Raw genomic sequence first — 26,000 nt, 5'->3', positions numbered from 1 at the left:
CTCGCGAAGAATTGCGAAGAATCGCGTCGAATCTAGCCCCTCGGGCCCCTCATTGCGCGCGCTCAGCGAAGGCGTTCTCACCCTTGCTCTTCGAACAGCTTATCCACAGCCCGTGGACGAGCCTTGTCCTTCACTCCTCGCGCTGATAGTTTCCGAATAATGCCACATGTTACGGGCACGCTTTTCACGCGAGCTTGGAACATATTCTGGACATTTCTGGACACAGCGCAGTGGAGTTGAGGAATGGCTGAAGCTCAGGTTGAAGACCACGTTGAATGGATCCGTGAGCGTCTTGCCCTGCGCGGCGTGGATCCGGCGAGCTCCTCGCAGGAGATCATCGCCCTCGTCGATGAGGCGATCGACCTGCTCTCCCCACCAATGGCGCCCGCGGCCCGCGAAGAGTTCAGCGCAGAACTCATGGCACAGGTCGCAGGACTCGGACCCCTACAGCCCCTCATTGATGACCCGGAGGTGGAAGAACTGTGGATCAATTCCCCCTCCAAAGTATTCGTCGCGAAGAACGGGGTGGCGGAGCTGACGACGGTGATCCTCACAGATCAGCAGGTGCGCGACCTCGTGGAGAGAATGCTGCACCATTCGGGCAGGCGCCTCGATCTGTCTTCCCCCTTTGTTGATGCGATGCTCAAAGGCGGCGAGCGTCTCCACGTCGTCATCCCGCCGGTCGCGGGCCGCCACTGGTCGGTGAACATCCGCAAGCACGTACAAAAGGCCCGCAGCCTCAAAGACCTCGTCAATGCTGGGATGCTGAACGCCGAAATGGCGGATTTCCTCACCTGCGCAGTCGGTGCGGGCCTTTCGATCCTCGTTTCTGGCGCCACCCAGGCGGGCAAGACGACGCTCCTTCGCGCCCTCGCAGGCGAATTGCCGAGGACGAGGCGCGTGATCTCTTGCGAAGAGGTCTTCGAACTGGGATTGAAGAACCGGGACGGGGTTGCATTGCAGACCCGGCCGGGCAATATCGAGGGACGCGGCGAAGTGACCTTGAGGGACCTGGTCCGTGAAACCCTGAGGATGCGTCCCGAGTGTCTGATCGTCGGCGAGGTCCGGGGCCCGGAGGCCCTTGATCTTCTCCTCGCCCTTAACGCCGGAGTGCCGGGAATGGCGACCGTTCATGCGAACTCGGCGCGCGAAGCATTGGGCAAACTCACGATGCTGCCCCTCCTTGCGGGCGAGAATGTCACGACCGACTTCGTTGTCCCAACCCTTGCTTCCAGTGTTGATCTTGTGTGCCATGTGGAGCGCGATGCGGATGGGCGACGCCGTGTCGGTGAAATCCTCCATCTTCCCGGACGCGTCGAGGGTGATCGTATTGAGGTTTCTCCCCTGTGGAGCACATCGCGGGGCCGGATCGTGCGCGGCGCGGGAGTGGCTGAACTGGCGGGCCGATTCGCGATGGCCGGATTCCCCGTCCCCTCGATCGCCTATAACGGGCAAGCGCTTACCGATCGAGGAGTTTTCTGATGGGTGCAGTGCTTGTGGGACTCCTCATGGGAGTCGGATGGGTCCTCGTCATGTCCGCATTCACGGGTTCGCCGAAGTTCACATGGCGCAAGCCCCGCTGGTATCTCGCCTGGGCGGATCAGGTGACGCGAGCCAGAGTCAAGGGGCTCAGCGTCCCCCGAGTGATCGCGCTCTCCATCGCGACAATGCTCCTCGTCTTCGTTGGTGTTTTCGCGTGGACGCAGGTCCTTGCCGTCTCCCTCATTGTCGCTCTCATCACCGTCCCACTCCCACAGATGATGATCGCCGCCCGTTCGCGGACGAGGGCGAAGCGAGCACGCGAAGCTTGGCCCGAGGTCGTCGACTCCTTGGTATCGGGAGTGCGCGCCGGAGCGGGTCTTCCTGAACTGCTCTCCGACCTGGGGGAGTCCGGCCCGCTCGAATTGCGTCCCGCTTTCGCTGCTTTCGGAGCCGACTATCGGGCGGAGGGGCGTTTCGATGTGGCCCTCACCCGTTTGAAGGCAAGGCTCGCCGACCCCGTTGCCGACCGGATCGTTGAAGCTCTTCGCCTGGCCCGCGAGGTCGGAGGCGCCGATTTATCTGTCCTTTTACGCGAGCTCGGTGTTCTTCTGCGTGAAGACCTCAGGGTCCGAGGCGAACTCGAAGCCCGACAATCCTGGACAGTGAACGCTGCGCGCCTCGCGGTTGTCGCCCCCTGGCTTGTCCTCATGCTGATCTCCGCTCAACCCCAGGCTGCGAAGACGTGGAACTCCCCGGGAGGTGTCCTCGTCCTCGTGTCCGGCGCGGCCGTAAGCATCATCGCGTACCTGGCGATGCAGTACGTGGCTCGCCTTTCCGCAGATCCGAGGACGATGCGATGATCCCCGAGTTGGAATATGCGACGCCCGCGGGCGTGGGGATCCTTCTGTCTGCGGGAATCCTCCTGATCCGTTCAGCCCGCGTTTCGAAAAGGCAGCTTTTCGCTCAGAGGGTGAGAGCCGGTCGCCCCGCTGCGGCTCAAGGGGCACTGAGTTTTACTCAGAGCTCTTTTGTCACCTCCCTCCTCGAAGCGATCGGCTCAACATCGACATCGGTGCGCCGACGTCTGATCCTCCTGGGAAAAGAAGCGGACCTGCCTGCCTTTAGACTCCACCAGGTGATCGCCGCGATCACGGGGATGATCCTCTGCCTCGCAATCGGAACGCCCCTCGCCATGTCGAAGGGCAAAGGCGGACTCGTCCTCGTCCTCATCCTCATTGCTGTCGGCGCCCTTGTCGGGGCGGCGGGCTGGGATCAGCGACTTGGCGTGAAGGCGCGCGCCCGACAAAGACGCATCGACGCTCAAGTGCCCGACGCTTCGGAACTTCTCGCACTCGCGGTCGGGGCGGGCGAGTCCATTCCCGCCGCGCTTGAAAGGATCGCCCGGATTTCACGCAGCGACTTGTCTGAGGAGATCGAAAGAACAACTTCGCAGATCAGGCTGGGAACACCCTCGTCGAGGGCACTGCTCGAATTGGCGGAACGAAACGACTCTGCGCCCTTGGACCGCCTGTGTCACACGCTCGTCACCGCAATCGAACGCGGTTCTCCTTTGGCGAGGGTTTTGCACGATCAGGCGAAGGATATTCGCGAGGCCGCTCGCCAAAGCCTCATGGAAGAGGGTGGGAAACGTGAGATCGCGATGCTCGTGCCCGTCGTGTTCTTGATCTTGCCGGTCACGATTGTTTTCGCCCTCTACCCGGGGCTCATGGCCCTGAGTCTGACGCCATGAGGGCTCGCTGGCCGGGACTCACCGGCTTGCCCCATTCCTCAACATTCCCGACACCTGCATGTCCATCACGAAGGAGATCACACATGGATCAACTGAGAATCACGATGCTCGCCTGGCTTGCGAGCGCGAAGGACGCTTTGCGCCCAAGAGGAGACGCGGAGCGCGGCGACGTGCCCGGCTGGGTGCTCATCACCTTGATGACAGCGGCCCTTGTTGTCCTGATCTGGGGGGTTGCCTCCCAAAGGCTCGTGGAGATTTTCAACCATGCGATGGATTCCCTCTCTTCGATCTGACACGAGAGGGCTCGAGAACGAAGAGGGCTCCGAGGTTGTTTCCTATGTCCTCGTTCAGGGGCTCGTCCTCTTCCTCGTCCTCGCTCTCTTGCAATTCGCCTTCGCCCTGCACACGAGGAACATGGTGATTGCGGCCGCGAGCGAGGGCGCGAGGCGCGGTGCTCTTCTCGAAGCGCAGGACGCTGAGGCCGTGGAACGGACCGAAGCCCTCCTCGATGGGCTTGTGGGTGCCCGCCACTACGAGGTTTCGACTTCGCGTGAAGCCCTCGGAGGTAGGAGCGTCCTGGTGGTCACGGTGAAGGCGGATCTTCCACTGCTGGTGAACCTCGGCCCCTCCTGGTTGCGTGCTTCGGGTTCAGCGCTGGTCGAGGAGGAGTGATGCTTCGGTTTTTCTCACAGGTGAAGCGCTCGGCTAGGGCCCTTGTACGCGAGGAGTCGGGCGAAGCCGTGGTGGAGTTCATCGGTTTGAGCGTCATCCTCCTCGTTCCCTTGATCTATGCGATCCTCGCCCTCGCCCAGGTGCAGGCGGGTCTTTTCGCGGCCGAGGGCGGGGCCCGCGAGGCCGCTCGCGTCCTCGCGGATCACCCGGAGGACCAGGCGACGGCGCTGGCGCAAGTCGAATTGGCTTTCGCCGACTTTCATGTGCCCTCTACGCCCTCGACCGAAATCGGATGCAGGCAGTGTTCTGGCGAGCTCAGGGACGTGTCAGTGACGGTCTCGACTTCGATTCCTCTGCCTCTCCTTCCCGCTTGGCTCGGAGAGCGAGTCTGCATGCCCATATCGGTCACTGCGGTTTCCCTCGTGGATGGGGTGAGACTCGATGGGTGAATCGCGCTGTTCTCTTTTCCAGGAAGGAGGAGAATCCTCGTGCGCAGGACGATCCTCGGATCGTGAAGAGGGCCGCATTGGCCTGCTCATGGGGGCGAGCCTATTCATCGTCGCCGTTTTCGTGTTCATCTCCTCAGCGATCACTGCGGTTTCGATTGAGGACCGTCGCCTCTTGGCGTGTGCGGATCGTGTCGCGGCGGCGACTGCAGGGATTGTGGACTCTCTCAGCTACTTCAATCAGGAGGGTGCGCTCTCTTTGAATGTGTCGGAGAAGGAATCGTGGAATGTCGCTCAGGAGGCCTTGTCTTCCCTGGGGGCATCCACTTGTGATGTCGGGGATGGTGTTGAGCTTCTCGATCTTGAACGCGAGGGGGACAGTGTGCGTGTTCAGCTCACAACGAGGGCGCGCCTGCCGATTGTTCCTCAAGTGATCGCTGGTTCTGTGGGGCCGGTGCTCACTCAGTGGTCGAATGCCAGGGTGGGGGCGGCTCAGTGATGAGGATGCACGTCTCTTGACTTGTCTTTACTTTGAATGCAAAAGGAGTGGCGAAAGTAAAACGCACGTGGTGGAAAGGTAAAACTTGGGGCTTTGGGGGTCAAATTTCTCACAAGTTGGGTCAATATGCGGGATGGGGCTCAAAGAAGTGGATCGCTCCTGACAGTATTCAAGGCATGAGCAACCTTGATGTGAATCGTCTGTCCGACACTCTTCGCCCTGTGTTCCAGGCCGTGCTCGATCACAACCCCGAGCAAAATGAGTTCCACCAGGCCGTCTACGAGGTTCTCCTCACGATCGCGCCTCTTGTTGAGAAGAAGCCCGAATACGCGGATCTTGCGATTTTTGACCGTATCGTCGAACCCGAGCGCCAGATCATCTTCCGCGTCCCCTGGGCCGACGACGCCAAGCGCATCCACGTGAACCGAGGTTTTCGCGTCCAATTCAACTCGGCCATCGGCCCCTACAAGGGCGGATTGCGCTTCCACCCCTCGGTGAACCTGTCCATCATTAAGTTCCTCGGCTTCGAGCAGGTCTTCAAAAATGCTCTGACCGGTCTGCCCATCGGCGGCGGCAAGGGCGGCTCCGACTTCGACCCGAAGGGCAAGTCCGATGCGGAGATCATGCGATTTTGCCAATCCTTCATGGCTGAGCTTTCCCGCCATATCGGCCCCGACACCGACGTTCCCGCCGGTGACATCGGCGTGGGCGGGCGCGAGATCGGCTACCTCTTCGGCCAGTACAAGCGCCTCGCGAACCGTTTCGACGCGGGGGTCATCACCGGCAAGGGCCTCGACTGGGGCGGTTCCTTCGCCCGCACGGAAGCGACCGGCTACGGCCTCGTCTACTTCGCTGAGGAAATGCTCAAGACCCGCTCCACATCCTTCGACGGCAAGAAGGTCGTAGTCTCCGGTTCGGGCAATGTTGCGATTTATGCGAGTGAGAAGGCCCAGCAGCTCGGCGCCACCGTCCTCGCCGTGTCCGACTCCTCCGGCTACATCGTTGACGAGGCCGGCATCGACCTCGAACTCTTGAAGGAGATTAAGGAAGTGCGCCGAGGACGAGTCTCCGACTACGTCGAACAGCGCACAGATGCACGATTCATTTCCTCCGGCTCCATCTGGGATGTCCCCTGTGATATCGCCCTTCCCTGCGCCACTCAGAACGAGTTGCCCCTCGAAGGGGCGAAATCCCTGATCGCCAATGGCGTCACCCTTGTCGCAGAGGGTGCGAATATGCCGACGACCCCCGACGCGATCGAAGCCCTGCAGGCCGCGGGCGTTGCGTACGCTCCCGGCAAGGCCTCGAATGCGGGCGGTGTGGCAACCTCCGCCCTTGAAATGCAGCAGAACTCCGGGCGCACCCAATGGAGCTTCGACGAGACCGACTCCAAGCTGCACCAGATCATGGTGAACATTCACCACACCGCCATTGAAACCGCCGACGAGTACGGTGTTGAAGGCGATTATGTCGCCGCCGCGAACCTGGCCGGTTTCGTCAAGGTCGCGGACACGATGGTGAGTTACGGGCTCATCTGAGCATTTTCGGGCCGGCTCTCAGCCACGGGCACAGCCTCCTCGGTCAATCGACTAGGCTGTGCCCGTGGCCATTGAATTCCCAGAAGAGATCCAAGGACTGCGCCAGACGATGGACAATGTCCTCGCCGTCGTGCAGCCCGAACGCCTGCGCTCGCAGATCGCCGAGCTTGAGAAGAAGGCGACTGCTCCCGATCTGTGGGACGACCCTGCTGCCGCGCAGGAGGTGACATCCGCGCTGAGCCACCGCCAGTCCGAGCTCGACCGCGTGATCCGCATGTCTGAACGCATCGACGACCTCGAAGCGATGGTGGAAATGGCCGGGGAGGATCCCGAGGAGGCCGCAGAGATCCTCGCCGAGGCGGAGGCCGACCTTGAAGCTCTCAAGGCTGATATCTCCGACCTTGAGATCCGCACTCTCCTCGACGGCGAATACGACGAGCGCAATGCCGTCATCACGATCCGCTCGGGCGCGGGCGGAGTCGACGCGGCGGACTTCGCTGAAATCCTTTTGCGCATGTATCTGCGCTGGGCGGAGCGCCACGGATATGCGACGAAGGTCATGGACACCTCCTACGCTGAAGAGGCCGGTTTGAAGTCCGCGACCTTCGAGGTGCAGGCCCCCTACGCTTATGGCACTCTCTCCGTCGAGGCGGGGACGCACCGCCTCGTGCGCATCAGCCCCTTCGACAATCAGGGGCGCCGCCAGACGTCTTTCGCCGCGGTCGAGGTTATTCCGCTCATCGAATCGACCGACCACATTGACATTCCTGACAGCGAGCTCAAGGTTGACGTGTTCCGCTCTTCGGGCCCGGGCGGCCAGTCCGTCAATACGACGGACTCGGCGGTGCGTATGACTCACATCCCGACCGGCATTGTCGTGTCGATGCAGGATGAGAAGTCGCAGATTCAGAACCGTGCTGCAGCCCTTCGAGTCCTCCAATCCCGACTCTTGGTGCTGCGCCACGAAGAGGAGCAGGCGAAGAAGAAGGAACTCGCAGGAGATGTGAAGGCCTCCTGGGGCGATCAGATGCGCTCCTACGTGCTCCAGCCCTACACGATGGTGAAGGACTTGCGCACCCAGTTTGAATCCGGCAACCCGCAGTCGGTGTTCGACGGCGATATTGATGGCTTCATCAATGCGGGAATCCGCTGGCGCAAGAACCGGCACAACGAGGCGCAGAACTAAAGCATCGAACATCCGCCCTCGCCATCCGTATCTTCGGGTCGCGAGGGCGGAGCTGTATGCGAAGGTGGAGGGGTATCTGAGGCTCCACCCGCTTCGCGCGGCGTGTCATGGGCCTCGCCGGGGATGGTCCTGCTTAGGCTGGCACAGACCATAAAACCGACTGGACGGCCTCATGATTCGATTCGACGACGTCACCATGGTGTACATGCCAGGTGCGAAACCCGCCCTCGATAGCGTCACCCTGGAAGTTGAACGCGAAGAGTTCGTGTTCCTCGTCGGCAAGTCCGGTTCGGGCAAGTCGACCTTCCTGCAGCTCGTGATGCGCGAGATCAAAGCGACATCCGGGAAAGTGTGGGTCCTCGGACAAGATGTTTCGAAGATCTCCAATTGGTCTGTGCCGAAGTTGCGCCGTCAGATCGGCACGGTTTTCCAGGACTTCCGCCTCCTTCCCTCGAAGACGGTGTACGAGAATGTCGCTCTTGCGATGCAAGTGATCGGCAAGTCCAAGCATCAGATCCGCTCGGCTGTTCCCGAGGCGCTGGAGCTCGTGGATCTGGCCGGCAAGGAGAAGCGCCTGCCGCATGAGCTCTCCGGCGGCGAAGAACAGCGCGTCGCGATCGCCCGTGCGATGGTGAACCGCCCCGAGCTCCTCCTCGCGGACGAGCCCACCGGAAACCTCGATCCTGAGACCTCTTTGGGGATCATGCGACTCCTCGATCGGATCAACCGTCAGGGAACGACGGTCGTCATGGCGACGCATGATGCCGAGATCGTGAATCAGCTGCGCAAACGCGTCATCGAATTGCATGGCGGCGAGGTTGTTCGCGACCAGTCGCGCGGTGTCTACGGGGCGGCGAGGTGAGCAGATGAAACTCCGATTCATTCTTTCCGAGGTCGGTAAGGGCCTTTCACGCAACCGAGCGATGTCCGTCGCCGTCATCCTCGTCACCTTCGTTTCCCTCCTTTTCGTGGGGGTCGCGGGCCTGTCTCAGATGCAGGTCATGCACATGAAGTCCGAGTGGTACGACAAGATCGAGGTCTCGATCTACATGTGCGCCATCAATGATGGCAATCCTTCCTGCAATGGTTCTGAGGCGAATACAGAGCAGATCTCCCAGGTGAGGGCCAAACTCAAATCGCCTGAAATGCAGCCCTATGTGAAAGAGGTCTACGAGGAGTCGAAGGAAGAGGCCTACGAGAACTTCAAAAGGCTCTACGGGGACTCGACGATTGGCCAGTGGACGAGTGCGGACATGATGCAGGTGTCTTTCCGCGTCAAGCTCGTCGACCCGGAGCAGTATTCGATCATCAAAGAGGAGTTCTCCGGAGTCGCGGGAGTGTCCGAGGTCAAGGATCAGCGTGAAATCATTGAGCCCCTGTTCAAGGTGATCGACGCGGCCCGCCTGCTCGCCCTCGGCCTCGGCGCGGTGATGATCGTTGCGGCGATCCTCCTCATCTCCACGACGATCCGATTGTCGGCGATGAGTCGTGAGCAGGAAACGCAGATCATGCGCTACGTGGGTGCATCGAATCTGTTCATTCAAGCGCCCTTCATGATCGAGGGTGCGCTCGCCGCCGTGACGGGGGCGTTGCTCGCGGTCGCCTCCCTTTTTGCTTTTGTGGTGTTCCTGGTGCAGGGCTGGTTGCAGCCTGCCTTCCAATGGACGCGTTTCATTGGCGTTCGTGAAGTGTGGATCATGACGCCGCTCCTCATTCTTGCTGCGGTCCTCCTGGCGCTCATCGCCTCCGCGGTGTCCCTCGCGAAGTACACGAAGGTGTGACATGAAGTCGGTGAATCCTCGTTTTGGGCGGGCACAGCGCCTCGCCGTCGTTTCTTTGGCCCTCTTCGGCCTCGCCCTCACCCAGGCCGCCTCTCCCGCACTGGCCGAGGAGTCGCGTGAAGAGGTCGCCGAAGCCCAAGAACAGGCTGCAGCGCGAGTGGATGCCCTGGAATCGGAGATCGAGGATATTGATGCGAATCTCGCACAGGTCTTCCTTGACCTCACTGCGGCGAATGAGAAGATCCCCGTGGCGCAGCAGGCCGTCGAAGAGGCCACGGCGCGAAGGGATACGGCGAATCGTGAGCATGAGATCGCCCTCGGACAGCTCACCGCGGCGAGGGGACAGCAAGACGCCCTGAATGAGGAGGTCGCTCAGGCTCAAGCCCGTCAGCAGGACGCCAATGATGCAATCGGCGACCTGGCTCGACGCATGTATCAAAACGGTTCAAGTTCAGCTGTGGTCCTCGCTTTGACGAAGTCCGGCACGGAGACGATCGACCAGCGAGCCTCCGCAGCCGATGCAATGGCGAGGACTCAGTCCCAGGCTTTGAACGCCGCAATCGATATCCAGACGACTCAGCGCACCCAGCTCGGACGCCAGCAGGCGATCACCGATCGTATTGCCGCTTTGGAGGACCAGGCCGCCAGGGCCCTCGATGATGCGAAGACTGCGGAAGCACAAGCGCAGGCGGGTCTTGAAGAGCTTGAGAGGGCGAAGGCGGAGGCTCAGGTGAAACAGGCCGAGTGGGATTCGAAGAAGAGCGAGCTCGATGCTCAGCTCGCCCAGGCTCAGGCCGATTACGAGGAACGCACCGCGCGACTGCAGCAGATTGACGCGGAGAACCGTTCGAGCGGCCGCTACTACGTTTCCTCTGCGGGCTTTACGAATCCGGTACTGCCCCAGTCGATGGTCATCACTTCGCCCTTCGGTTGGCGCTTCCACCCCGTCCTCGGCTATGAGAAGTACCATTCCGGAGTGGATCTGGCCGCGCAATGCGGTGAACCGGTGTTCGCCGCGGCTGATGGGGTCGTCTCGCATGTGGGCTCTGACTATTCGGCGGGCAACTACGTGGATGTCAGTCACGGGATCGTCGGAGGTAACTCTGTTATTTCCGAGTATCTGCACATGCAGGCGATCTACGTGTCTGCCGGCCAATCGGTTTCTGCGGGCACCATCCTCGGCGAGGTCGGGATGACCGGGTATGCGACGGGATGCCACCTGCATTTCGGTATTGTGCAAAACGGCGTGAATGTCGACCCGATGGGGTATCTGTGAATCAACGCTAGACTGGACGGCCTGATCGCTCTTATCGAGGGCTGATCGATCTAATCTAGGACCGTGGGCATGTGCCGATCCTGGGTGCTATGAAACGGAAAAACGAGAGGGGGCGCTGTGCCCAAGGAGTGGAAGAAGCAAAAGACGACCGAGGGCGAGCGCCGAAAGGCCGCGTCAGACGCTAAGAAGACCATCGCCCGAAATAAGAAGGCGCGGCACGACTATCTCATTGAGGAGACCTGGGAGGCGGGAATCATCCTCACAGGCACCGAGGTGAAAGCACTGCGCATGGGCCGGGCTTCACTGGTTGATGCCTGGGTCGAAGCGAAGAATGGTGAAGCCTGGCTGTACGGGGCGAATATTCCCATGTATGCGCAAGGCTCGTGGACGAATCATGCTCCGACTCGTAAGCGCAAGCTGTTGCTCCACAAGTCTGAGATTCTTCGCATCGAGCAGAAGGTGAGCGCGAAGGGGTACACGGTTGTTCCGCTCGAGCTCTACTTCATCGGCGGACGCGCGAAGGTCGAGATTGCCTTGGCGAAGGGCAAACAGGAGTGGGATAAGCGCCAGGCCCTGCGCGAGAAACAGGACAAGCGCGAGGCCGAACGCGCGATGCGCCGCTACACCAAGCGCCCCCAGCGCTGAGCTCGGTGGAGCTCAGGCATAGAGGACTCAGAACTTGGCGAAGCCTGAAGGGCCGGAATCGGAAGAACCCGATTCCGGCCCTCATGTTTGTCACTCAAAGGTCACTTCTTCATCGAGTCCTTCGTGTCCTCAGACATGGAGCCGCCGTCTTTCATCTTGTCGCCATCCTTCATGCCGTCGCCGTCTTTCATCTTGTCGCCATCCTTCATGCCGTCGCCATCTTTCATCTTGTCGCCGTCCTTCATGGCGTCGCCTGAGCCCGAGTCCTTCATCTGCTGATTCGTCGAAGCCGGGTCCTTCATGGCATCGCCATTGGAGGAATTCGAGCATGCGCTCAGACCGAGGGCTGCGATCGAGATGACGAGGGCGGAAGCTGCGAGCTTGGGGAGCATGGGGAAACCTTTCGATGATCAATGATTCTCAACAGCCTTCGAGCGGCTGCCACGAGAGATTCGGAGTCCACAGGGGCTCGGATTGCAACAAAGAGTATGAGGAAGACCACTTCTTGTGGGTGTGTTGAATCCCATCCGCCAACGGCTCGGCCTCGAACCAGGGGTGTCGTCGAATGAAAGGTGGACTCGTGCTCAGTGTCGCCCTCATCGGATTGCTCGGCGGATTCATTACGGGAATCTCGCCGTGCATCCTCCCCGTGCTCCCCGTGATCTTCTTATCGGGAGGTGCCCAATCAGCGCGCCCCACGATCCAGATCGCAGGCCCTTTGGCTCCCAAATCTGAACCCCAAAGTGAAGCTTCGAAATGGCGCCCTTACTTGGTGGTCGCGGGACTTGTCGTCTCCTTCACCTTCTTCACTCTTCTTGGATCCGCGCTGCTTTCGCTCCTGCATTTACCGCAGAGCTTCATTCAGTGGACGGGCGTTGTTCTCCTCACTGTGATCGGCATCGGCATGCTGGTCCCACGGGTCATGGAGGTTTTGGAAAAGCCCTTCCTGCGCTTCGGTCGTTCGACAGGACAGAAGAAGCCCTCGAACGGCCTTTTGCTGGGAATCGTCCTCGGCGCGGCCTACGTTCCCTGTGCTGGCCCGGTTCTCGCAGCCGTTTCCGTTGCGGGCACCACTGGAAGGATCGGGCCTGAGACTCTCGTCCTCGCTTTCTCCTTTGCCCTTGGCACCGCGATCCCCTTGCTGTTCTTCGCTCTCGCGGGTCGTCGTCTCACTGAAAGGATCGCAGCTTTCCGCTCCCATCAGCGCCAGATCCGCTCCATCGCAGGCATTGCAATGATCGCGCTGGCTCTCGGCATCGTGACGGGGGCTCCCGCTGCAATCCAACGAGCCCTGCCCGACTACTCTTCGAGCCTCCAGCAACGCACCGACGAAGCTCTCAACGGTTATTCATCTCGCTGCGTTCCCGGTGCCGAAGGATTGGCGGATTGTGGTCCTCTTCCCAAAGTCGAGGGGATCAAAGGGTGGATCAACACGCCCGATGGTGGGGCGATTGCTCAAGAGGAGATCACTCGGGGAGTGACCCTGATCGACTTTTGGGCGTACTCGTGCATCAACTGTCAACGCTCAGTGCCCGGCATTGAGAAGCTTTACGAGACCTACAAGGATTCCGGTCTGCAGGTCATCGGCGTACACGCCCCCGAATACGCCTTCGAGAAAGTTGCTGAGAATGTTGAAGCAGGAACGAAGAAGCTGGGCATCACTTACCCGGTCGCCCTCGACTCGGACCTGGTGACCTGGACGAACTTCGATAATCACTACTGGCCCGCCCATTACTTGTCGGACGCTTCAGGCACAGTGAGAGCGATCCGTTTCGGCGAAGGAGGGGAGGGTGCAACAGAGAATCAGATCCGAACTCTCCTCAAGGAGGCGGACCCGGATGTGAATCTTCCCGCTCCGGTATTCGCCAAGAATGAGCCGGAAACGAATCTTGCGAATGACCGTACACCTGAAACCTACCTCGGTGCGCTGCGTGCCGAGCGCCACCAGGGAACTCCCTCCGCGAGGGGGCGCCTCCTTGCAGGTGAAGGCGAGTACGCCTTCCCGGACAAACTCGCCACCCACTTCTTCGCCCTTGAAGGCAAATGGAATGTTTCCGGGGAGTCGATCACGCCTTCCGAGGAGGGGGAGGGAGGCAAACTCCGTCTCCATTACAAAGGGAAACGCGTTGACTTGGTGATTTCCGGAAGCGGGGTTCTCACCTGGACACTCGACGGCGAACGCAAGAGCCTCGAGATCGAGGGCGCCCCGAATTCGATGACCCTCGTTGATATGCCCGAGTCGGGCGAGGGGATCCTCGAACTCGAGGTGCCTGCGGGCTTGGCGCTCTACTCCTTCACCTTCGGGTGAAGAAGGAGAGAAATCTCCTCGTCTATGTGCACGGGGGCGCGCCGCTTAAGATTGGCGCGTGAAGAACCCGGAAACGACGGACGAGGAGCTTCTCGCACTCATCAAGACAGGGGACCGCGATGCATTCGAAGTCCTTTACGGACGATGGGTTTCGCGTCTCCTGGCGCTCGCAGTGTCAATCCTCGTGGATCGAGCACAGGCCGAGGAGATCCTCCAAGAGACGCTCCTGGAAGTGTGGCGCACAGCGGGCGCATTCGACCCTTCAAAGGGGAGTGCGAGGGCGTGGCTCGTCACCATGACGAGGCGGCGGGCGATCGACAGGGTCCGCAGCTCAGAGGCCGCCCGCAGGCGCGAGGAGCGCAGACCTGATGAGGATCTGCCCTTCGATGTGACTGCAGAAGCCGTCGAGGCGTCCATCGTGGCGAAGGAGGTTCGAGATGCTCTCGAAGCCCTTGGAGAGCCGCACAAGACCACAATCGAGCTCGCCTACTTCACGGGGCTCACGCATCGACAGATCGCCGAACAGATGAATACTCCGCTCGGTACTGTGAAAACACGAATCCGCGACGGCGTCGCACGACTGGGAATGATCATGGGAGGTGGGCGATGAACGCCAATCGTCATGAACCCGTCGACCCCGATGAGGTCGAGGGCTTCGAGTGTGAGGCCGTTGACATGGAGCTCGCCGGTATCCTCGGCTCTTCACTCGCCCCGCTTGAGCCTTCTGCCGGGTTCAAAGAGGCCCTCTTCGCGAGGCTCGACGAAGTCGAACAAATCCCAGAAGAGGCTCTGGCCCCGGTGTCATCGGATATACGCTCCTCGTCCTCGTCCTCGTCCTCGTCAACGGGGGGAATGGCTTGGGGTGAACAGGAGCCTCTCGCTCAAGTCCTTCCTCTCCGCCATAGGCTTCGCCCCTGGCTTTTGCGGAGCACTGCAGCCGCCGCACTGCTCGTCGTAGGGATCGGGATCGGGCGGGCGAGCGCGATCACTGACATGTCTCAGGAGCACTCTTATGCAATGCTCAACCAGAGTCAGGACGTTGAGCGCTCCACAGACACAATGCCCGATGGGCACATCGCAACCCTCACCTGGTCGAGCGAGATGGGCAAGGCCGCTGTCACCTTGCCTTCCCAGATGAGCGAGGGCATGACGGAGCCGAGTTCGACGAAGGTTTTGCAGGTCTGGGTCCGCGACGCGCAGGGAGTGCGTTCGGCGGGCGTGTATTCGCCGAGCAGGGGGATGAACTTCGCGTTCATTGATCTGATGCCCGAGGACGGCGACGAGATCTTTGTGACGATCGAACCCGCTGGCGGTTCTCAGGCGCCGAGCGGAGAAGCTCTTGTCGCAATGCGCGTGGGCGCCTCCTCTTTTGCGGGCGACGAGGGCGGGGCGCAAGACGAGGGCAGGGCGCAAGACAGGGACGGGGCAGAAGAGGGGGACATAAGCGGAGCTATCGAAGGGGCTCAGGCGGGGACGAGGGCGGCCCTGGACTCCTAGAGCCGAGGCGCTGTTTGTTTTCAAACCTCGTATCCTTTCCCGCTCATTGTTTAGCTCTTGATTTTTCTTGACGCTGGGGGATACGCTGTAACGTCCGATCGTTTCGATGGTCGGTGAGTTGATGAACTCAATAGGGGATGATCGGTTTCGACGGCGGTCGTCGATCGAGGGGAAGCGGGCCGAGAATGCGCGCTCAACTCGCAAACGCTGCGTGCAAACCAATAGGTGCCGAACAGAACCGCACCGACTACGTTCTCGCCGCCTGATTGCCGCGTGAACCTTTAGTCCGTCAGCCCAGGTGGTGCCTCCAGCCTGGTGTCTGGCGTCGTTCAGGAGGCCACTGGGTGCGGACCATGTCGGTGGGTCCGTTCCGACACTCAATCGACTGAGCTTACTGGCAGCAGGCCTGCATGACGTCAGGGGCTGAGAAATAAACAGCAGGATGCGCCCGGAGAAGACCTCGGGGTCGGCCGTCGGACGGGGGTTCGATTCCCCCCATCTCCACCAAAGGGGCTGCGTTGACCCTTGCCAAGCAAGGGTCAACGCAGCCCCTTTTGTGCCCCGTGAGAGCTCAATGGAGTTGAACTCGGCCGATCAATTGGGATGGTTTGAGGGGTACGTAGTGCCCCTACCGTGGTGGCCCAAAATGGTCTCACGCTGGTCGCATGGCAGCGTTCGATGACGTGACGTTTCGTCGTAGTAGTCGCTTACGTCACCCTTGCCTTAGGCGTGCTGGATCGGCGGTGAGGCTGCCCGCAAGTTGTGGACAGTTTGTTAAGCGGCTTTGGGGTAGCTGGGTCTGGCATGGCGGGATCCTTGATGATGGAGTTTTTGAGGGTTAGGGGTGTTTGCATTCCAAGTGATGAGTGCATGCGGTGCCGGTTGTGGACTACTTCGATCTATTGTGCGACTGCCTTGCGTGCTTGATGACGTGTGAACCACTTCTTTTTCTTTCGATCATAGAATTCGGTCTTTAGCGTTGACCAGAATGACTCCGACATGGAGTTATCGAAGCACACACCAGTACGCCCCACGGATTGGGCAATAATCCCCAGATCCTGACAGACCCGCCATATCTGGTCACGGGTGTACTGCCTCCCACGATCAGCATGGAATACAAGCCCCTTAGGGATCTCACCGCGCGACGTGTACGCCATCTGTAATACTCGTTGTACCAGGTCAGCAGACTGGGTATCATCCATCGCCCAGTAAATTACACGGCGGGAATGACCATCACGCACCACACACAGGTGTAGCGAGCCTTCACCAGTGCGCAGATAGGTAATGTCACTGAGCCATACGCGGTTGAGCTCGCCAACATCAAACAACCGTTTAACCAGGTCAGGCAATGTAGATTTCTTCTTCGACGCGATTGTGGTCACCGGCACGAACGCGTGCGGCGAGATCCCCTCAATAGCCATTGCCCTCACACGTTTAGCCACGGTTTTCCTATTCGCCTTGATAGTCCTCTTAGCAAGCAACGCAGTGATTCGAGGAGTGCCATAGACTTCATCAGAATCTTCCCAAATCGCATAGATATGTTGATCAAGATCTTCAACGAATGCCTGACGTGGATCGAGACCCATGCGTTTGGCTTCGTCTTTAGCTGCCCAGGCGTAGGCGCAGGAACGAGACACTTTTAGGAGTCTGGCCATACGTTTAATGCTGAAATGTGCCTCTCCTGCTGCATTAGTTGGAACTTTTCCTCTCTCGTTGCTTCGCAGCGAAGAAGGCTGTGGCTTTTGACAAGAACTCGTTATCTAAACGAGGCTCAACAAGCTCACGACGCAAGCGAGCATTCTTAGAACGAAGATCAGCTTCGCTCAAACCATCCTCACTGCCTTGTCGTTGCCGCTCCTGTTTGACCCATTTGCCCAGTAGCCCAGCACTCACACCAAGCTCTGCAGCGACCTTGACAATTGGCCGACCAGACTCAATGACCAATCGCGCAGCCTCTACCCGATACTCCGGGGTATACCTCCGACGTTGTCGCTGACTCATAATGAATATCTTCTTCTACGGACACAACATCCGCACAAATCAGGTGTCCACTACTCGAGGCTAACCTCAGCGGGCTGAGAGTCTCCGAACGGCGCGTGACAGCCCGTGCGAGTGGGTACGAACCCCGGGAGGGCCTCGCAACCGTGCAGCAGACAGTGCGTGATGTGCGGCGGCTACACGCACCTGTCACTGTGCGTACAGTAAACTACGCGCGTCTGTGCTCTCCTCGGGCGGTACTCCACTAGTCTGAGACCAATAGCGTCGTTCGGCGTTTCACGTTGAAAGTGGTTATAGGGTTCATATGTCGCCTAGGCCAGGTGGGGAGACAGACAAGCTTGGAAACAAGTTCGAGCTTGCATGGGCTATCCGTCATGCCCTCTACTGCGTGCTTGACGACCGACGGGCTTTGACCGCAGAAGACGTCGACGCCGAGGTGGGTCGAGGTTCCGAGTTCACCTACGACACCGGACTCGTCATTGAAGCGCACCAGGTCAAACGCCAGAATGGTAATAGTAACGGTTGGACCGTCAGGGAGCTGGCCGATAAGAAGATCTTTGAGGCGGCTGCGAGCCACGTGGCGGCGGGTCGGCGTTACCGCTTTGTCTCCCTCACACCGTGTCGACCGCTACAAGAATTGGCCGACCGTGCTCGCAAGTCGGCAGATCTAGCGAACTTCACCGACTGCTGGCTCACCGGAGAGCTATCGCCGGTCTTTGATCAGCTGTCGGCTGCAGAGCTTTTGGGCGGTCCGCAGGCAGCCTGGGACACGCTTCGTGGGATGTGGTTCGCGGTTCATGACGAGTGCGATATCATCCGCACGAACAGCATGCTTGCAGAGTGCAACTTCAGCGGCGCTAACGGTCACCTAATTTCTCTTGCTGTTGGCGACATCCTGCTCGACAACCTTGGCAAGCGGATGACTCGAACAGAACTGTTGGATCTGCTTGCCGAACGGGACATCAAGCCGCTGGAACGGGGTTCTTATCAGACGGCGCACGAGCAGGTACTGGCGATCACCAGCAGCTGGCACCAGTCTATTCGGCGTGGACTCCTGCGACCACCGATTGAGCGCGCAGAGGCTAACCAACTTGTCCAAGCGCTCGATCCGGGCAAGATCGGACTCCTCACAGGTACAGCTGGAGGTGGGAAGAGCTCTGTGTTGGAAAAGGCTGTCACCTCGCTTGAATCCACAGGGGCCGAGATCTTGGCGCTGCGATTAGACCGATTTGACCACTTCGCATCGACTGCCGACTTGGGGCGTCAACTCGGGATCGAAACCTCTCCCGCGGTCGCGCTGGCAAGGGCAGCCGATGATCGCGCTGCTTACCTCGTCATTGACCAGCTCGACGCGGTGAGTCTCGCTTCCGGACGCATTCCGGAGTGTTTCGAGGTTGTTATGGATCTCATCGGAGAAGCGTTGTCCGTTGGCAGCATGCGTGTTGTTCTGGCGTGTCGACAGTTCGACATCGACAATGATTACCGGATCCGCGCTTTGGCGTCGCGTGCCGACGTCATCACGGTAGAGGTTGGCCCACTGGCGAAGAAGGATGTCGAATCGGCTGTGACAAGAATGGGTCTCGACCCGACGCATCTGAGTTCATCACAGTGTGTCCTTCTGCAGACGCCGCTGCACCTCGTGCTCCTGGGGACAATCTCGTCTGAGGCTGACGCGTTGGCGTTCCAGTCAAGGGGATCTCTCTTCGAAGCATTCTGGGAGCGCAAGAGGCAAACGGCGCGTGTACGCCGACAAGACGTAAGATTCAACGACGTGGTCAGTCGGATCGCCAACGCCGTGAGCGACCGGCAAGTACTGTCTGTTCCAATTGAGATCTTGGACGATGGGGATCTTATCGAGGACGCTAACGTTCTTATCTCAGAACATGTGCTTGCGCGGGATAGTGGTCGAATCGCGTTCTTCCACGAGGCATTTTTCGACTATGCTTTCGCACGACTGTGGATTTCTCGAGCGGAGTCGCTCGTTGACTTCCTGCTCGATGACGAGCAGGCACTGTTCCGTCGTGCTCAGGTACGCCAGATCCTGCAGCATCTCTACGAGCGGGAGCCAGACCGTTTCCGTGCTGAGGTCGAAGCACTACTGACCGCCGACAACATCCGATTTCACATTAAGGAGACTGTCCTCGCCGTTGTGGCGAATCTTGTTGCGCCAACCTCTGCCGATGCCGAACTAATGTTGCGAATCGCGGCAACGCATCCGAGCTTCGAAGCCCTCCTCTGGCAGCAGCTGTATCGACCACAGTGGTTCGCGCGTTTCCATGAAGACGCTCAGATTTCCGCTTGGCTCGACGGTCCAGATGAGGACATGCGGAATCACGCGTTAAGTACGATGGCTAGCGCTGTCAAAGAGTACCCAGAATCAATTGCTGCGCTGCTAGGGAGCCGTAAGACCGCGCCGGATTATTACGACTGGTTGCGCTGGATCACTTGCTTTACTGATGTGTTTCACGACCGGCAGCTGTTCACTCTGGTGCTTGAAGGGGTCCGGCAAGGCGCTTACGATGCCGCAGAGCATGAACTCTGGTTGATGACGCACGACCTGGCTAAACATGAGCCGCTTTGGGCGATTGAGTTGCTGCAGGCGCGTTTGATCGATCACGTGGATTCCCTGACGCTTAATGAGAAAGGTAAAGTGGCTTTGCTCGGCATTCGGGAGTACAGCGCTGCTGAACTCGTAAAGGACGCCGCTGATGCTGAGTCCCTGGCATTCGTGCAGACCGTTGTGCCTTACCTCCGCCAGGTCATGGCCGCCACTGCGATGGAGGAACGCGACGATCAGCCGATATACGACTGCCACTTCAGCTACCGATTTGTGGGCGATGATCTCGAAGGCGACGAACTCGGTGACTTCTTGCTGGCGGCGTCGGTCCGCTCGCTGGAGACGCTGGCAAAGACTGAGCCTGAGGCAATCCGGAGCCTTCTCGTTGACTTGGCCGCTGACCCCTACGATGCATCACAGTTCCTGCTCTACCGGGGCTTGTCAGCGGGCGGCAAGCACTTCGCCGACTGGGCAGCAAGCCTCTTGCTCAAAGGTGGTCGGCGTCTCTACTGTGGCTATGTCTCTGACGTCAATTGGGTTGCGCGGGAGCTTGTCGGGGCGATTGCGCCACATGTTACCGATGTGATCCACCAGAAACTCGAGGACTTGTTTCGAGACTTGCGCAACGGGTACGAGAGTCATGACAGCTGGGGACGTTTGGCCTTTAAGTTCCTATCCGCTCTCGACGAGTCGCGACTCACCCCGGCGGGGCGACGACGCCTCGGGGAGTATCGACGGAAGTTCGGGGAGGACGTGCCTGCGAAGCCGCTCGGCATCACTGCTGGAGTTATCGGTCCACCGATAGCCAGCGCTGCCGCCCAGAAGATGACCGATGGGCAGTGGCTGAACGCGATGACAAAGCACGACTCTAACGAGACGAACTGGAGCACCTTCACCGGGGGAGCCCGTGAACTGTCCTGCGTACTGAAGGATCAAGCTGCTGTTGACCCGGCGCGCTTCGCGCGGCTGACTCTTCAGCTGACCTCGGAGGTCAATTCGGCGTACACCAATGCACTGCTCATGGGCTTTGGTGATGCCGAGGTGAGCGATAGCACCGGACCGTTGGTCTTCGAAGCCGTCCGCCACATCGCATCGCTGGGACAGGCAGACAACGATCGGTTCCTCGGAACGGCGCTGCAGAAATATTACCGCGAGGTGCCACTTGACCTGGTTGAACTGATCCTAGACCGCGCTTTGCATGCTCCGGACCCGGCTGACGAGTCCCCGGTGAGTACGGATGGGCAAAGTGCTGCGGACATGTGTACGAACGGCATCAACACGGCACGTGGAAGTTTGGCAGAAGCGCTCGGTAACCTGTTGATTGCCGACAGTGACGGCCAGCGAACTGCTTTGGTAGTGCCATACCTCAACGTGATGGCCAGCGATCCGGTGCTTAGCGTTCGCTCGTGTGTTGCCCACGCCCTAGCCGCCTCGCTCCGGTATGCTCGCCCTGAGGTGTTGGCAGCGTTCACAACTCTGATCCAGGCTGATGATCGTCTCCTTGCTGTCAAAGTCGTACAGCGGCTGATGCGCTACATCGGCAATGTGAATCCCGAGGTCATCGATCCGATCATCCAGCGCATGCTGGCTTCGGAGGACGCCGAGGCTCGTGAGGCTGGTGGCACCATCGCGGCGTTCGCGGCACTGGAATGGGATCGCCCAGACCGCATGCAACAAGCACTGTCTGGGGATCTCCATGTCCGCAAGGGTATTGCGCAAATCACCGCTGGGCGTGTTGCCTGTACCTCAAACACCGAGTTGGCCACGGAAACCCTGATCCGCTTGATGAACGACGACGCGGATGAGGTGCGTAAGGAGGCGGCCACGGTGGCATCGCATCTTCGTGATCATCCTCTGCGACCGTTCGTTCAGCTGCTGACGGCACTGATCGACTCGCCGTCTTACGCCCACGCCGCGACCCAGTTGCTGCTCACGCTGGAGGATGCGCCGGATAAGGTCGATGGATTGGTCTTGAAGGCTTCGCAGCGATTCCTTGGTGTTTTCGGGAACGATGCCGCTGACATCCGTACCAGAGCAGCCGGAGATGCCCGCTACATCAGTAAAATGGTGGTACGTGGACTAGCACAGTGCCAGGACCATACCCATCGGGCGGCGCTGCTCGACGTCTTGGATCTGCTCCTTGAACTTGGCGTCTACGGCATCAATGCTGCCATAAGGGAATCGGAGCGGATCTAGCTTGAGGCACACGATGAGCCGCGAAACTCCTTTGATCTCGGGAGCGCTGTATTCACACTCTCGGGCAGCCCAACAATGGTGCGGTCAGCCCTCCGAGCCACACTACCCTGCTCATCTGCGTCAATCTGAGAGGGATGGCGCAGTTGAGCGGCCGCCGGAGGGCGGACTCGCATATCATGCTCGACAGGAGCGAACGCTCACGTGCGGGATCGTTACGAAAGTCCCTCAAACCGCCCGTCGCATCACCAATATCCCTTCCAGTATAACGACCGCTGGTGAAGTCATTACTGACTACCACAGCCTATGGCACGTAGAACAATCCTCACGCATGTCCAAACACGACCTACACGCCCGCCCAATATCTCACCACACCCACCACTCCATCGAAGCCCACCTGACCGTTGTCACCGCTTCCCTAGCCATAGCCCACCACCTCCAGGCCCAAACACGTGTTTCCATCAAGAAGATCATCCGCCCGCTACGCGGAATGCAAGAAGTCACCATCACAATCGCCAAAGACACCCACGACCCCATCACCGGCCAAGCCAAAACCACACTGACCAAATGGGACTGTCTGAATAGTGGTGTGTGGGGGTCTGGCCTGGTTTGAAAGGAGATGGTCGTGACTGACGCGACCGTTGTTGTTGTTGACGAGGAGATGATTGATTCCGTGGCCGGGGGGATCATCGTTCAGAGGGAAGTCGCACAACGCTTGCTCGCGTAGGCGAAGGAGCAGGGCGTGAGCTTGACGGGGCCGGGCGGCTCGCTCAGCCAGCTCACGAAGAACGTCGTCGAGACCGCGGAGAATGCCGAGTTGACCGAGCACCTCGGCCGCGAGCACGGCGGGACCCTAAATGGGCGAGAACATGCGTAACGGGACGCGGGTCAAGACGGTGCTCACCGAGATCGGGCCCGTCGAGATCGAGGTGCCCAAAGACCGTGACGGCTCGTTCGAACCGGTGATCGTCCCGAAGAGGAAGCGCCGGGTGGACGGGGTCGATCAAATCGTGCTGTCGTTGAGCGCGCGGGGGTTGACTACGGGTGAGATCGCCGCGCACTTCGACGAGGTCTATGGGGCGAAGGTCTCCAAGGATACGATCAGCCAGATCACCGAGAAGGTCAGCGGGGAACTCGCCGAATGGTCGAGCAGGCCGCTGGATCCGCTCTACCCGGTGATCTTCGTCGACGCGATCGTCGTGAAGGTCCGTGACGGGCAGGTGAGAAACACCCCGTTCTATGTCGTGATGGGCGTCACCGTGAACGGAAAACGCGACATCCTCGGCATCTGGGCCGGTGATGGTCAGGAGGGTGCGAGGTTCTGGCTGCAGGTGTTCACCGAGGTGAAGAACCGGGGCGTCGAGGACGTGCTCATCGCGGTCTGCGACGGGCTGAAGGGGTCTTTCGGAGGCGATCACACCACTTGGGAGCAAACGATCGTCCAGCAGTGCATCGTCCACCTAATCCGCAACAACTTCCGCTACGCCGGGCGGCAACACCGCGACGCGAACGTCCGTTTTCCTCAAACCCGTCTACACAGCCCCGTCAAAGCAGGCGGCAAAGGATCGATTCGAAAAGTTCGCCGCCGAGTGGGGCCAGAGGTACCCGGCGATCGTGCATCTCCGGCTCAGCGCCTGGGCAAAGTTCGTGCCGTTCCTCGAGTACGACGTCAAGATCCGGCGCGTGATCTGCACCACCAACGCAATCGAGTCAAGCAACACCCGCTACAGGCAGGCCGTCCAAGCGCGCGGGCACTTCCCAAATGAGGCCGCCGCAATCAAGTGCCTGTACCTCGTCACGCCGTCACTTGACCCGACTGACGGCAAAAGGGCACGCTGGGTGATGAAATGGAAGCCCGCGCTGAACGCGTTCGCAATCACCCTCGCCGCACGGTTCGAGAAAACCACCCACGAATAAAAACCGCTCGATCCCACACACCGTTTACCAGACAGACCCGCAGACGAACTCTGGGGCGACCTAGATACACTCATAACACGCCTCAACACCCTCACCGACCGGGAGCGCCGAGCGTTGAGCAAGGCGTTGGCGGAACGCGACGGGTGGTAGGGGCTGAAGGTTGAAGCTCTGTGTAGGTCCTGCATCTGTTGCTCAGGGGAGCATCAATACGCTGACCTTTCGCCTGACATCGGGTAGGTCGTTGGTTCGAGCCTTGAAATAGACGCGATTGGCCACAATGTCAGCGGCGCGGATCAACGGATCTAGCTTGGAATCTCGCATCTCGAGACGAACATCTGTCAGCGTTGGAAGAATGGGAGGGAAGAACGATGCGTAGTTCCAGTTGAATGTCCCCGTCTTGAGTTCCTGGATCAAGGATTCACGCAACTCGTATCGGCCATTCGTCGCTGTCGTGTGCTCATCCATACGAACGTCGATCGTCTCGGAGTAATCGGCGGGGATCTCACCGGAGTTCAGCAGCTGTTGGAGGGCACTCTTCAACGCTCGCTTGAAGGCGTAGTCCAGATAGCGTTGCTTCGTCTTCTTGTCGCAGAAGATCTCCGAGCGGATGCGATCGAGCTTCACGACAACGGCGAATTTGTGGACGTTGTTGAGAGAGCGGAATAGTTTGCCTTTGTCTCTGCCAGAAAGAGTCACGGCTTTGAGCTCACCATGGATCGTGCGGCCAGCCGAGGGACCAAGACTGCGTTCGGCCTTCCGGTACATGCGCAGGCACGAGTCTCGCGACGCTTTGTCCAGAAAAATCAGCCCACCGAACACGAACACTTTCTGGGTTATAGGACAAAATGTGTTGGTCGGGTCTAGTCCCAGTCGGTGCGGTAGGGGCTGTGGTGGTGGAGTTCATGCCAGGCGATGGCGTCTCCCCATTGGGGGATGATGCCGGCGGCGGGGTGGTCGCGTGAGGCCTGTTGCCAGGCCTGTTCGATCTGGGTGTCGGTGGGCATGACTTTCAGGATCTGAGCGGCCGACAAGGGGTGCTCCGTGTGCATGTAGCACCACCAGAAGATCGCCTTGATCCTGCGCGTGAGCCGCATACCCCGGTGGTCGCGCAGCATTTGGCGCAGGGGCGCGTTCGTGGCTCCTTCGATCTGGTTGTTCATCGCCGGCATCGCCTGCCCCCAGGTGGGGTCGCAGAACGTGAACAACACACCCCTCGCCAGTAGCCGGTTCAGGCTGTTACGGGCGCGCACGAGCCGCTCATGCGTGTACTCCCACCCGCCATCGTCTCTGGGTGTCTTCTCGGCGAGGAACGCCTCCCACCGCTCACACCACCCCCTGTAGTCCTCCACCCACGCCTCGGCCTGCGGAAGATCCGTGACGCGAATGAGCTGCTTGCCCAGGGCGTACAGCTCTTTGGACGCAGGCAGCTTCGGACGGGTCGTTGTCGCTTCCTTCACCTTCGAAAACGCGTGAAACGTGCACCGCTGCACCCGCGAATCCGGCCAGATCTTCTTACGCGCCTTCTCGAACCCACTCCCCCCATCGGTCACCACCAGCTCCGGAGGGGCGATCCTGCTCATGAGGGCCTCCCAGGCGCGCGAGTTCTCCGTCCTGGCCACATACCAGCCCACCACATGCTCACGCGTCTGAGCGATCACCACGACCGCCTTGCGGCCCAGATGAATCCCGTCAACGAACACGACCTCGTGCACCTCATCGACCACGGGAGCGAAAGGCCAGACCTCCCACAGGTGCTGGCACCGCCGCCGAAACGACCGCCCACCCCCAGGCATATCCGCCTGACGGGCCCCGCTGAGCAACCAGGAAAGGAACTCGCCCAGGTGCTTGGCCGACGCGTCAATCTCATTCAGACCGGTGACATTGCAGGCCGTACACCTCCACCGCTGCCGTCCAGCTGACGTCTTCCCATGACGCGTCATCCGACCACCACACACAGGGCACGAAGCAGTATTCACCCCGAGAGGCAAACACACCCAACTAAAACCCGGACTTTCCCGCACCACAGAGCCGAAAAACCCCGATCAGACCAACACATTCTGTCCACCCTCATAGTTGGCCGCCACCAACTAAAACCCAGACCTTCCCGCACCAGCACAACGAAAAGTCCCAGTCAGACCAACACGAGGTGTCCTTTAACCCCACTTTCGGGATACCGGCAAGGAAGTGTGGCATCGACCCGGACTTTTCGTTGATCTGACCGCGTAAAGTCGCGTTCCCCATAGGGGTGGGGCCTA

Annotated in this window: 20 protein-coding genes, 1 other RNA gene and 3 pseudogenes; 20 read left to right on the top strand and 4 right to left on the bottom strand. The window is 59.8% G+C overall.

What is annotated here, in order from left to right; all coding sequences use genetic code 11:
- The first annotated feature begins 243 nt into the window (after window positions 1-243).
- The 13 genes from FFA61_RS06455 to smpB all read left to right on the top strand — a co-directional run bounded on the left by FFA61_RS06455 (window position 244) and on the right by smpB (window position 11,275).
- Window positions 244-1,482 carry a TadA family conjugal transfer-associated ATPase gene (locus FFA61_RS06455; RefSeq protein WP_005964860.1) on the top strand — a complete coding sequence of 413 codons (1,239 nt, stop codon included), beginning with the start codon at window positions 244-246 and terminating at the stop codon, window positions 1,480-1,482.
- Complete coding sequence (locus FFA61_RS06450; RefSeq protein WP_005964857.1) at window positions 1,482-2,342, top strand: type II secretion system F family protein; 861 nt, start codon at window positions 1,482-1,484, stop codon at window positions 2,340-2,342. The genes FFA61_RS06455 and FFA61_RS06450 overlap by 1 nt, the downstream gene beginning before the upstream one ends.
- Window positions 2,339-3,232: a type II secretion system F family protein gene (locus FFA61_RS06445; protein ID WP_005964854.1), complete on the top strand. Its 894-nt coding sequence runs from the start codon at window positions 2,339-2,341 to the stop codon at window positions 3,230-3,232. Before FFA61_RS06450 ends, FFA61_RS06445 begins: the two co-directional genes overlap by 4 nt.
- A 104-nt stretch (window positions 3,233-3,336) precedes the next feature.
- Window positions 3,337-3,525 carry a hypothetical protein gene (locus FFA61_RS06440; protein WP_040314419.1) on the top strand — a complete coding sequence of 63 codons (189 nt, stop codon included), beginning with the start codon at window positions 3,337-3,339 and terminating at the stop codon, window positions 3,523-3,525.
- Complete coding sequence (locus tag FFA61_RS06435; protein ID WP_005964847.1) at window positions 3,497-3,904, top strand: TadE/TadG family type IV pilus assembly protein; 408 nt, start codon at window positions 3,497-3,499, stop codon at window positions 3,902-3,904. Before FFA61_RS06440 ends, FFA61_RS06435 begins: the two co-directional genes overlap by 29 nt.
- The gene (locus FFA61_RS06430; RefSeq protein ID WP_005964844.1) at window positions 3,904-4,353 is read left to right on the top strand and encodes a hypothetical protein; all 450 of its coding nucleotides are present in this window, start codon (window positions 3,904-3,906) and stop codon (window positions 4,351-4,353) included. Before FFA61_RS06435 ends, FFA61_RS06430 begins: the two co-directional genes overlap by 1 nt.
- Complete coding sequence (locus tag FFA61_RS06425) at window positions 4,346-4,849, top strand: hypothetical protein (RefSeq protein WP_040314206.1); 504 nt, start codon at window positions 4,346-4,348, stop codon at window positions 4,847-4,849. Before FFA61_RS06430 ends, FFA61_RS06425 begins: the two co-directional genes overlap by 8 nt.
- 176 nt (window positions 4,850-5,025) lie before the next feature.
- The gene (gene gdhA / locus FFA61_RS06420) at window positions 5,026-6,387 is read left to right on the top strand and encodes an NADP-specific glutamate dehydrogenase (RefSeq protein ID WP_005964839.1); all 1,362 of its coding nucleotides are present in this window, start codon (window positions 5,026-5,028) and stop codon (window positions 6,385-6,387) included.
- A 64-nt stretch (window positions 6,388-6,451) separates the two neighbouring features.
- Window positions 6,452-7,573, top strand: a complete 1,122-nt coding sequence (prfB, locus tag FFA61_RS06415) for a peptide chain release factor 2 (protein WP_005964836.1) — start codon at window positions 6,452-6,454, stop codon at window positions 7,571-7,573.
- A 172-nt stretch (window positions 7,574-7,745) separates the two neighbouring features.
- Complete coding sequence (gene ftsE / locus FFA61_RS06410) at window positions 7,746-8,435, top strand: cell division ATP-binding protein FtsE (protein WP_005964832.1); 690 nt, start codon at window positions 7,746-7,748, stop codon at window positions 8,433-8,435.
- 4 nt (window positions 8,436-8,439) lie between these two features.
- A complete protein-coding gene (gene ftsX, locus FFA61_RS06405; protein ID WP_040314205.1) occupies window positions 8,440-9,354 on the top strand; it encodes a permease-like cell division protein FtsX in 915 nt (304 codons plus the stop codon).
- Between the two features lies 1 nt (window position 9,355).
- On the top strand, window positions 9,356-10,630 hold the full coding sequence (locus FFA61_RS06400; RefSeq protein ID WP_005964827.1) for a peptidoglycan DD-metalloendopeptidase family protein: 1,275 nt from the start codon (window positions 9,356-9,358) through the stop codon (window positions 10,628-10,630).
- Between the two features lie 117 nt (window positions 10,631-10,747).
- On the top strand, window positions 10,748-11,275 hold the full coding sequence (smpB, locus tag FFA61_RS06395) for an SsrA-binding protein SmpB (RefSeq protein ID WP_005964825.1): 528 nt from the start codon (window positions 10,748-10,750) through the stop codon (window positions 11,273-11,275).
- 101 nt (window positions 11,276-11,376) lie between these two features.
- Here the strand turns inward: smpB and FFA61_RS06390 are convergent, their stop codons facing one another.
- Window positions 11,377-11,667: a hypothetical protein gene (locus FFA61_RS06390; RefSeq protein ID WP_005964821.1), complete on the bottom strand. Its 291-nt coding sequence runs from the start codon at window positions 11,665-11,667 to the stop codon at window positions 11,377-11,379.
- A gap of 173 nt (window positions 11,668-11,840) precedes the next feature.
- Here FFA61_RS06390 and FFA61_RS06385 point away from each other — a divergent pair, with 173 nt between their 5' ends.
- The 4 genes from FFA61_RS06385 (at window position 11,841) to ssrA (ending at window position 15,587) form a co-directional block, all read left to right on the top strand.
- Complete coding sequence (locus tag FFA61_RS06385; RefSeq protein WP_005964819.1) at window positions 11,841-13,583, top strand: cytochrome c biogenesis protein CcdA; 1,743 nt, start codon at window positions 11,841-11,843, stop codon at window positions 13,581-13,583.
- Window positions 13,584-13,641: 58 nt separating this feature from the next.
- Window positions 13,642-14,193, top strand: coding sequence for a sigma-70 family RNA polymerase sigma factor (locus FFA61_RS06380; RefSeq protein WP_005964818.1), 552 nt, complete (start codon window positions 13,642-13,644; stop codon window positions 14,191-14,193).
- Window positions 14,190-15,080, top strand: a complete 891-nt coding sequence (locus FFA61_RS06375) for an anti-sigma factor (RefSeq protein ID WP_005964817.1) — start codon at window positions 14,190-14,192, stop codon at window positions 15,078-15,080. The genes FFA61_RS06380 and FFA61_RS06375 overlap by 4 nt, the downstream gene beginning before the upstream one ends.
- 133 nt (window positions 15,081-15,213) lie before the next feature.
- Window positions 15,214-15,587: a transfer-messenger RNA gene (ssrA, locus tag FFA61_RS06370) on the top strand.
- A 314-nt stretch (window positions 15,588-15,901) separates the two neighbouring features.
- On the opposite strand, the pseudogene FFA61_RS09630 reads toward ssrA, so the two are convergent.
- A pseudogene (locus FFA61_RS09630) lies at window positions 15,902-17,081 on the bottom strand (IS3 family transposase); the annotation flags it as partial.
- Window positions 17,082-17,514: 433 nt separating this feature from the next.
- Between FFA61_RS09630 and FFA61_RS06355 the strand changes: the two are divergent.
- From FFA61_RS06355 to FFA61_RS06345, 3 genes and pseudogenes are all read left to right on the top strand, one after another.
- Complete coding sequence (locus tag FFA61_RS06355) at window positions 17,515-21,831, top strand: NACHT domain-containing protein (RefSeq protein ID WP_207382573.1); 4,317 nt, start codon at window positions 17,515-17,517, stop codon at window positions 21,829-21,831.
- A gap of 241 nt (window positions 21,832-22,072) precedes the next feature.
- A pseudogene (locus tag FFA61_RS06350) lies at window positions 22,073-22,441 on the top strand (IS1634 family transposase); the annotation flags it as partial.
- Window positions 22,442-22,555: 114 nt separating this feature from the next.
- A pseudogene (locus tag FFA61_RS06345) lies at window positions 22,556-23,745 on the top strand (IS256 family transposase); the annotation flags it as partial.
- Window positions 23,746-23,937: 192 nt separating this feature from the next.
- On the opposite strand, the gene FFA61_RS06340 reads toward FFA61_RS06345, so the two are convergent.
- Complete coding sequence (locus tag FFA61_RS06340; protein WP_138588769.1) at window positions 23,938-24,615, bottom strand: DUF3800 domain-containing protein; 678 nt, start codon at window positions 24,613-24,615, stop codon at window positions 23,938-23,940.
- Window positions 24,606-25,721 (bottom strand): IS1249 family transposase, encoded by a 1,116-nt coding sequence (locus tag FFA61_RS06335; RefSeq protein WP_040314467.1) that lies wholly within the window; start codon window positions 25,719-25,721, stop codon window positions 24,606-24,608. The genes FFA61_RS06340 and FFA61_RS06335 overlap by 10 nt, the downstream gene beginning before the upstream one ends.
- Between the last annotated feature and the right edge of the window lie 279 nt (window positions 25,722-26,000).

Origin of the sequence: Schaalia cardiffensis F0333, from assembly GCF_005886435.1 — a bacterium.
In the GTDB taxonomy this organism is placed as follows: domain Bacteria; phylum Actinomycetota; class Actinomycetes; order Actinomycetales; family Actinomycetaceae; genus Pauljensenia; species Pauljensenia cardiffensis.
Note: the sequence above shows the minus strand (reverse complement) of the source record. Positions and strands in the feature narration are given on the sequence as shown.

What these genes read in the sequence shown, in the direction of transcription:
- FFA61_RS06445 (WP_005964854.1), top strand. Translation starts at nt 2,339, where the DNA reads ATGATCCCCGAGTTGGAATATGCGACGCCCGCGGGCGTGGGGATCCTT.
- FFA61_RS06450 (WP_005964857.1), top strand. Translation starts at nt 1,482, where the DNA reads ATGGGTGCAGTGCTTGTGGGACTCCTCATGGGAGTCGGATGGGTCCTC.
- FFA61_RS06440 (WP_040314419.1), top strand. Translation starts at nt 3,337, where the DNA reads ATGCTCGCCTGGCTTGCGAGCGCGAAGGACGCTTTGCGCCCAAGAGGA.
- FFA61_RS06425 (WP_040314206.1), top strand. Translation starts at nt 4,346, where the DNA reads ATGGGTGAATCGCGCTGTTCTCTTTTCCAGGAAGGAGGAGAATCCTCG.
- FFA61_RS06430 (WP_005964844.1), top strand. Translation starts at nt 3,904, where the DNA reads ATGCTTCGGTTTTTCTCACAGGTGAAGCGCTCGGCTAGGGCCCTTGTA.
- gdhA (WP_005964839.1), top strand. Translation starts at nt 5,026, where the DNA reads ATGAGCAACCTTGATGTGAATCGTCTGTCCGACACTCTTCGCCCTGTG.
- FFA61_RS06455 (WP_005964860.1), top strand. Translation starts at nt 244, where the DNA reads ATGGCTGAAGCTCAGGTTGAAGACCACGTTGAATGGATCCGTGAGCGT.
- FFA61_RS06375 (WP_005964817.1), top strand. Translation starts at nt 14,190, where the DNA reads ATGAACGCCAATCGTCATGAACCCGTCGACCCCGATGAGGTCGAGGGC.
- FFA61_RS06400 (WP_005964827.1), top strand. Translation starts at nt 9,356, where the DNA reads ATGAAGTCGGTGAATCCTCGTTTTGGGCGGGCACAGCGCCTCGCCGTC.
- FFA61_RS06435 (WP_005964847.1), top strand. Translation starts at nt 3,497, where the DNA reads ATGCGATGGATTCCCTCTCTTCGATCTGACACGAGAGGGCTCGAGAAC.
- FFA61_RS06390 (WP_005964821.1), bottom strand. Translation starts at nt 11,667, where the DNA reads ATGCTCCCCAAGCTCGCAGCTTCCGCCCTCGTCATCTCGATCGCAGCC.
- ftsE (WP_005964832.1), top strand. Translation starts at nt 7,746, where the DNA reads ATGATTCGATTCGACGACGTCACCATGGTGTACATGCCAGGTGCGAAA.
- FFA61_RS06385 (WP_005964819.1), top strand. Translation starts at nt 11,841, where the DNA reads ATGAAAGGTGGACTCGTGCTCAGTGTCGCCCTCATCGGATTGCTCGGC.
- ftsX (WP_040314205.1), top strand. Translation starts at nt 8,440, where the DNA reads ATGAAACTCCGATTCATTCTTTCCGAGGTCGGTAAGGGCCTTTCACGC.